The 8,195-nt window shown below is 53.7% G+C and carries 7 protein-coding genes; all 7 read left to right on the forward strand.

What is annotated here, in order from left to right:
• Window positions 1–3 precede the first annotated feature (3 nt).
• A complete protein-coding gene (locus tag Q0X57_RS06470) occupies window positions 4–486 on the forward strand; it encodes a hypothetical protein (RefSeq protein ID WP_297729257.1) in 483 nt (160 codons plus the stop codon).
• Between the two features lie 766 nt (window positions 487–1,252).
• Window positions 1,253–1,777 carry a DUF177 domain-containing protein gene (locus Q0X57_RS06475; protein WP_297729242.1) on the forward strand — a complete coding sequence of 175 codons (525 nt, stop codon included), beginning with the start codon at window positions 1,253–1,255 and terminating at the stop codon, window positions 1,775–1,777.
• A 15-nt stretch (window positions 1,778–1,792) separates the two neighbouring features.
• Complete coding sequence (rpmF, locus tag Q0X57_RS06480) at window positions 1,793–1,975, forward strand: 50S ribosomal protein L32 (protein ID WP_007364621.1); 183 nt, start codon at window positions 1,793–1,795, stop codon at window positions 1,973–1,975.
• Window positions 1,976–2,153: 178 nt separating this feature from the next.
• Window positions 2,154–3,635, forward strand: coding sequence for an acetyl-CoA hydrolase/transferase family protein (locus tag Q0X57_RS06485; protein ID WP_297729245.1), 1,482 nt, complete (start codon window positions 2,154–2,156; stop codon window positions 3,633–3,635).
• An 81-nt stretch (window positions 3,636–3,716) separates the two neighbouring features.
• Window positions 3,717–4,631 (forward strand): dihydropteroate synthase, encoded by a 915-nt coding sequence (gene folP, locus Q0X57_RS06490; protein WP_297729248.1) that lies wholly within the window; start codon window positions 3,717–3,719, stop codon window positions 4,629–4,631.
• Window positions 4,628–5,410, forward strand: coding sequence for a diadenylate cyclase CdaA (gene cdaA, locus Q0X57_RS06495; RefSeq protein ID WP_297729251.1), 783 nt, complete (start codon window positions 4,628–4,630; stop codon window positions 5,408–5,410). The genes folP and cdaA overlap by 4 nt, the downstream gene beginning before the upstream one ends.
• 404 nt (window positions 5,411–5,814) lie before the next feature.
• On the forward strand, window positions 5,815–8,195 hold a 2,381-nt coding region (locus Q0X57_RS06500; RefSeq protein WP_297729254.1), incomplete at its 3' end, for a TonB-dependent receptor.

The raw sequence follows: 8,195 nt of genomic DNA on the forward strand, positions 1-8,195 counted from the left end.
CTCTTGCTCTTGTCTCTACCTCAAGTGGTGACCGCTCAAGCACTACCTACGACACTGGTGGTCAAGACGACCGAGAGCTCAGAGCTATGCTATGACCTGACCAAAATCAGCAAAATCACCTTCACCTCTGGAGCTATCAAGATCGAGCGTAGCGATGCTAACCAGCATTTCACCCCCGAGACGGTAACGATGAGTAGCATTGACAAGCTCTTCTTTGCAAAAGACCGCAAGGAAAACACTACAGACATCGCATCCCCACGCCTAGCTCCAATATCCACACTGAGTTACCACAGAGTAGGACAGGAGCTTCACATAGAGGGTTTTACATCTACAGATGAGACACTCTACATCTACACAGCAGAGGGTCAGCTAGTCTCACAGCAGGCCATCACCTCTACCACTTGTATCCTAGATGCTACGCTATGGTCTAGAGGTCTATACATCGCTACTACGAACTCTCACAACACACTCAAGATAACTCTCTAACGAAAAAATAACTACTCATTATTCTAACGGAGCTCCCTACCCTCTTTCCTACAGTAAGCTAGGTTGAGTTCACCACAGAAAAACGGCAACTGACAAGTACACTGCGCCCTCTGCTACGCTCCTCTTGTAATGTGGACACTAGCCCTAAGCAAAGCTAGATTATAGGCAAGCATCTTTAAGCCTTTACCGTGACTAATTACCTAAGCTAGGGCAGAGATAGTGAAATAGACTAAGGCTCAACTACATCTAGTGGTTGAGCCTTTGTTTTTGCGCAGATTGTCGCTCTTGTACTTCATCAGAAGAGACCCTAAATTCCTCCGTGGAGATTCTGGGTTTTCCAGTGAGGATCGAACAAATTCTTCCGAACTTTCATTTCATTCTTCCGAAGTTTTATTTCGTCCCTCGGTGGAGAATTTTCATTTCCTCGGGAGCTGTTGGGAAATTCCTCGGGAGAGATGCTCCTTGACTGAGATGTGGGCATAGCTATCGTATGAGTCTATAGGGCTACATCGCCTGAGACTGTTGTAAAAGTCAACAACCTCACGATCTTGCTAGCAAGATCGTCCTGACTGTACAGAAAGGACGACGCCCATTGAATACAGAGCTACGTCAGCCTGTGTCACTTCTAGCGAGTGCTTGCCATCTGCTTATTTTTCTGTACCTTTGCGCTCATACCCCTAGAGTACACTCAGGCATAGACCTAGGTCTACACTAGCAGTGTGTCTCTAGAGTGCTTTTAAATTAGTAGAGAAGCTTGTCACCCCATATGTCTCACGGAGGTCGGTACACGATACATTTGAAGGGACTGCCCCAAGGCGTCTCAACCGAGGACTTTGTGGTAGAGTCAGCTTTTCTAGAGTCACGTCCTACGTTTGACCTCAGCGGAGGTCCCGTAGTATGCACTATCCGTGTAGATCGTGTGGGAGATACCTACGACCTGCAACTAATCCTTGTGGGCTCTGTGCTGACACATTGTGATCGATGCTTGGCTCCTCTAGAGATGCGCATTGACATATCCCAGCACCTAGTCGTCAAGCTAGGTGACCAGTACGAGGAGGTGAGCGATGAGCAGATTATCGTGCCACATCACAGCCCCTCGCTGGACTGCGCTGACTTGATCTACGATCTGATCGTACTGTCGCTCCCGATCAGCCGTATGCACCCCGATGGTGCTTGCGCTAGGGATATGCAGGTCATCCTAGATAACCTTGACCCTACAGAGGAGACCGATGGTCGCTGGGCTGCGCTCAGTACGCTGCGTGACTCACTACAAGAAGAGAAGGATAAATAATAAACTAGATAAACAATGGCACATCCCAAAAGACGGCAGTCCAATATGCGCACTGCCAAGCGTAGAACGCACGACAAAGCAGCAACCCCCACACTAGCTAAGTGTAGCAACTGTGGGTCATGGCACGTATACCACACCATCTGTCCTGAGTGTGGTTACTATCGTGGACAACTAGCTATCGAGCAGGAGGAGGCATAAGCGCCGACTCGCTCAGCAATAAGACCAGAGCCCCTAAGTAATCGTAAGATTGCTCTAGGGGCTTTCTGCTCTCTATATGGAGGGTAAGATGATTCCTTTTTTGTACCTTTGAGAAACGCTATCGCAGTGGGGCAATGGCGTCCGCTTAATAGCACAAACACTTAACCTAATATGTAGTATGTCTTACCCAATTATGACTGCCGAAGAGGCCGCGAGATTAGTTCACAATGGCGATCAGGTAGGCTTTAGTGGCTTTACACCAGCTGGTTGCCCTAAGGTGGTGCCACAAGCCATCGCTCATTATGCCGAGGAGGAGCATGCGGCGGGAAGACCCTTTCGCATAGGTGTCTTCACAGGTGCATCGACAGGCGACCGTCTTGATGGCACCCTAGCTCGTGCTCATGCGATCAAGTTTAGGACTCCCTATCAGTCCAACAAAGACCTACGCACCGAGATCAATAGCGGTGAGGTGGCTTACTGCGACCTGCACCTCTCACAGCTAGCGCAGGAACTGCGTGCTGGCTTCTTTGGCAAGATTGACGTGGCTATCGTCGAGGCTGCTGAGCTAACGGACGATGGTCAGCTGGTACCCACCACGGGTGTCGGTATCCTCCCCACCATCTGCCGTCTCGCCGACCGGATCATCGTTGAGCTCAATGATCGTCACCCCGCCAAGATACGTGGACTACACGACATCGCCGAACCTCTCGACCCGCCCGCACGTCGTGAGCTGCCTATCTACAAGCCCTCTGACCGTGTCGGCAAGCCTTACCTACAGCTCGACCCGAAGAAGGTCGTAGCGGTCGTCAAGACTAGCGAGCCAAACGATGACGGAGGCTTTGCACCGCTCGACGAGGTGACGCAGGCGATTGGGGACAATGTCACGAAGTTCCTTGAGGAGGAGATCCGCACGGGACGCATCCCTCGTGAGTTCCTACCGCTACAGAGTGGCGTCGGCAACATTGCTAATGCGGTCCTAGCCTCCGTAGGCAAGAGCCCTAAGATCCCACCTTTTGAAGTTTACACAGAGGTGATCCAGGATGCCGTCATTGGGCTGATGAAGGAGGGACGCGTTAAGTTTGCTTCAGGATGCTCGCTTTCGGTCAGTCGTAGCGTCATCCTAGACATTTATCAGAACTGGGACTTCTTCCAGGACAAGCTACTGCTCCGCCCTGAGGAGTACTCAAACAACCCAGGCATCGTGCGCCGCCTCGGGGTCATCACCATGAATACCGCTCTAGAGGCGGACATCTATGGCAACATCAACTCAACGCACGTCCTCGGCACCAAGATGATGAATGGCATCGGTGGCTCGGGCGACTTCACCCGCAATGGCTACATCTCTATCTTCACCACGCCCTCGACCGCTAAGGGCGGTGCCATCAGCGCTATCGTACCGATGGTGAGCCACGTGGATCACACCGAGCACTCGGTCAAGGTTCTCATCACCGAGTACGGTATCGCAGACCTCCGCGGGCTCTCTCCACGACAGCGTGCGGAGCGCATCATAGAGAACTGCGCCCATCCCGACTACCGCCCGCTACTACGCGCTTACCTAGCTCAGGCTTCGGAGGGACAGACGCCTGTTTGTCTGGAAAAGGCTTTCGCCTTCCACAAAGCCCTGGCAGAGACAAAGGATATGCGCCAAGCTAAACTTTAATTGATAAAAGCAACCCGCTCCTCGCCCCTACTCCTCAGTAGGTGACGGGGAGCGATCAGTACCACAAGACCTGACACGCTTATGTCTTACATACTCAATCTAGGGGGACGCGCCTTCGACCTGTCGGAGCCTGTCGTGATGGGCATCCTCAATGTGACGCCCGACTCCTTCTACGCTGGTAGTCGCAAGCAGACCGCTGAGGCGATCGCTGAGCGCACCCACGAGATTGTCCAGGAGGGTGGACGGATCATCGACATTGGCGCCTGCTCGACACGTCCTGGTGGCGAACTGGTCGATGGCGAGGAGGAGTTACGCCGACTGCGCCACGCACTGGAGATCATCCGTGCCGAAGCGCCCGACCTGCCTATCTCGGTGGATACTTACCGTGCTGACGTGGCGAAAGCGTGCGTCGAGGAGTATGGTGTGGAGATCATCAACGATATATCAGGCGGTCAGGCCGATGCGAAGATGTACAGCACCGTAGGGGAGCTGGGCGTCGCCTACATATTGATGCACCTAGAGCACAATGTCGAGGGGATGCACCAAGTGGTTGACTACAAGCCCTCGGTCGAGGTGTGCGTGGCGGACTACTTCCGAAAGCGTCTCGAGCAACTTCACGCTTGTGGTGTGAAAGATGTAATCCTCGACCCAGGATATGGCTTTAGCAAAAGCATGGACGACCACTACCGCCTGCTCACCCATCAGCGGGAGGCGCTACAAGAGTTTGCCGAGCCCGTGCTGGTCGGCTTCTCCCGCAAGCGCATGGTGCAGACGGTCATCGGAGCAGATGCCATACACTCAGGCGATGCGACCAATGTGCTACACACTTACGCTCTGATGGAGGGCATCGCACAGATCATCCGCACCCACGACGTGCGTCTCGCTGTCGAGGCGATCCAGGTGACCGACATGATCCGCAAGCATCTCCCCGACACTACGGGGGCGAGTAGCTACACCCACTGGCAGAGACCGCTAGAAATCCATTCACTATCATGACGCTAGACTGGTTATCCTTCACGCTTGTCGACCTCTTTGACATTATCCTCTCGGCACTGCTCTTCTACTACGTCTATCGGACACTGAGAGCGACCGCCTCGAGAGCGCTGATCTTAGGTATCTTCACCTTTATCCTCGTGTGGGTCATCGTCTCCAAGTGGGCCGGCATGATCCTCTTGGGAGGTATCCTTGACGAACTGGTCGGCACGGGTATGCTCATCCTGGTGATCATCTTTCAGGAGGAGATAAGACGCTTCCTGATCACGCTGGGGAGTACCAATAGATGGCGCTTCTTGAGGAAATTCTTCAAGGGCGATGACCAGAGTGCCCAAGAGGAGCAGCGCTGTGTCGCAGCGCTCGTCCTGGCTTGTATGAATATGGCTCGCAAGAAAGTGGGCGCACTCATCGCTATCCAAGCCAAGCAGGAGCTCACCGCCTACCTCCACACGGGAGAGGTCTTTAAGGCAGATGTCAATGCCCGCCTGATCGAAAACATATTCTTCAAAAACAGTCCGCTCCACGACGGCGCCATGATCATCGTTGACAGCGACATCCGAGCCGCCGGCTGTATCCTCCCCGTCTCCAACGATCCCAATCTCTCTAAAGACTTAGGTCTGCGTCACCGCAGTGCGCTAGGACTCTCGCAAGCTACAGACTGTCTCGTCATCGTCATCAGCGAGGAGCGTGGCAAGATCTCTCTGGCGCAAAACGGAGTCATCGACGTCGACGTTGACATCGACACGCTGCGCCAACGACTAGACGCCATCTACGCCAGCTAGCCCAGAGACATATAATATATAGGTCAGAAGGAATGCATCGAGTGTGCGTTTGTTTTCTCCTGAAATAGTACACAGTTGGGTGTTACTTACCGGTAGCTCCGTAGGGATTTTGAAGTTCCTACGGAGCTATTTTTTATTCCTCACGGAGGGGCGATATAAAAGTTCGGAAGAATGAAATGAAACTTCGGAAGAAGCAAATCAAACTTCCGAAGAATTTTTCGTTTCCTCGCTGGATATTCCGAAATCCCTACCGAGACAATGGCTGATTTCCTCGAGGGTCGAGGATTAGAGGTGAGAGGAGAGAGGGCACTTTTTCAAATAGTCTCCTCTTCCCTTTGTCAGCGAAACGAAACAAACGAGTAACCGTATGATAACATCGCCACACTACCTTTGCAGCGTAAGATTTGAAACAGAAGACATTTCGTATGCTACACAAGGCGCTTTTCTACACACTCGCCCTTTTGACACTCTTTACTGCTGGCACTACGCTGATGGCTCAGCCTCACGGGCAGCCCATCCCTCGTAGCGAGGCTGATTTACGTTTAGGCACCCTCACGGGGCGCATCGTCGACGAGCACGGCGAGGGGCTCATCGGCGCTACCGTGCTCATCATCGAGACGGGCGGTGGACAGGTCACCGACTTCGATGGCAACTACTCCTTACGTCTGAACCCTGGCACCTATACTGTAGAGATCGCTTACGTCGGCTACGCTACCAAGCAGATCAAGGAGGTACGCATTGCCGCTGGCAAGGAGACGAACCTCTCGGTAGATCTCGCCATTGCGGACAATGTACTCGGCACGGTGGTCGTGGTCGGCTCCTACAAGACGAGCAATACGGCGGGAGCGATGAAGATACAGCAAAGTATGCCTCAGCTCTCCACGGTCGTGTCGAGCGAGATGATCGGCAAGACGGCCGACAAGAACCTCGGCGAAGCACTCAAGCGTGTCACGGGCGTCACCACCATGAGCAATAAGTATGTCGCCGTGCGTGGTATGGGCGAGCGCTGGAACGAAGCTTCGCTCGATGGCATCCCACTACCCAGTACGGAGAGCAACGCCAAGGCGTTCGGCTTTGACCTAATCCCTACCTCGCTCATAGACAATGTGACGGTCCTCAAGACGGCTTCGCCAGACGTTAGTGGCAACTTCTCGGGCGGACTTATCCAAATCACTACGAGAGACATCCCAACGAAAGACTTTATCTCCATCAGCGCTGGCACCAGTTACAACTCGCTCAGCACCTTCCAGACGCAGAAGTACCGCATCAGAGGAAAGTGGGACTGGCTAGGCTATGACGACGGTCGGCGCGCCCTCCCTAAGGGACTGCACGAGATACCTTTTGATCCGTACAACCCCGTTCCTGAGCTCTTTGAGCAAAGCAAGCGACTGACCACCGACAACTTTACCATCCACGAGGGCAAGACTCCGCTCTCGCAAAGCTACCAAGTCTCTCTCGGCAAGAGCTGGGACCTCAACAAGAGTGGCACCCATCGGCTCGGACTGATCGCCTCGCTCACCTATCGCAACATGCAGCAGCAGACCATCATCGACCACATAGAGCGTGGCGAGTGGATGAATGCCAAGCAATATAATAAGGTGCAGGAGAGCTTTGTCGATACTGGCATTCGCAATAGCGGAGCCAACTACAAGTACAACACGACCCTTGCGGGAGTCCTCAACATCGGTTGGCAGCGAGGCACTAATCGCCTCAGCCTGCGCAACACCTACACCCATAAGTATGACAACGACCTCTCGGAACTCACTGGTCTAAGCGACGAAGATCCCAATCCCGAGAGCAATCCTTACCGACAGCAGGTCAATTACCCGACCTTTCAAGACCTTTTGCAAAACAAGCTCAGCGGTAAGCATCAGCTAGGCGAGTCCCTTCGTCTTGACTGGGCGCTGGCACACACTTACGTACAGCGCAATCAGAAGGACGCCGCCTTTACACAGCAGGTGAGCCAGCTAGACGAGACTGGAGCGCGTCACTTCTACAATCAGGTGGGCGTGCAGTCGGGGACGCTCTTCCCGCTGACCCGCGCTTGGTACCTCAACCATGAGCGAGACTTCAACGGGCAGGTCAATGTAGAGCTACCCTTTCACCTCTTTGGCAATGACTGGACGCACAAGTTCAAGGCGGGGTATGACGGCGCTTTCAAGGAGAATCGCTTTGAGTTTTGGGAGCTCTCGATGCACCTCTTCAACACACGAGGCTTTGACTTCACCACGAGCACAATCGCCGACCTGATCAAAGAGGAGAACATGCGCGACGGGGGCTTCGCCTGGGACCTCAAGCGACTCCAGGGTGACGGACGTATGTACCACGGACGGGTCATCCAGAACGCGCTCTACGCTATGCTCGACGACCGCTACAGCGAGCTGCTGCGCCTCGTCTGGGGTCTGCGTGTTGAGCACTACCTTTACCAAGAGCTGAGCAACCCCTCGATGTCGATGGGTGAGCTAAACATTGTCGAGCAGGATCGCAAAGAGAAGCCGGTGGCTATCATGCCTTCGATCAATCTCACGATCACACCGATCAAAGACCTCAACGTACGACTGAGCTACAGCCGTAACACGGTACGTCCGCAGTTTATGGAACGCACAGCTTACCGCTTCTATGACCCCTTCCTCGGCGGGGAGATCTTCAACCAGAGCGTCATCTCGACGACTGTAGACGGTGCCGACCTGCGTGTCGAGTGGTACCCCGGCGCTGGAGAGGTGATCTCCATCGGTGGCTTCTACCGTTACCTAGACAAACCTATCGAGCGCATCGCTCAGAAGAC

This window comes from uncultured Porphyromonas sp. (assembly GCF_947254915.1).
Classification (GTDB): Bacteria; Bacteroidota; Bacteroidia; order Bacteroidales; family Porphyromonadaceae; genus Porphyromonas.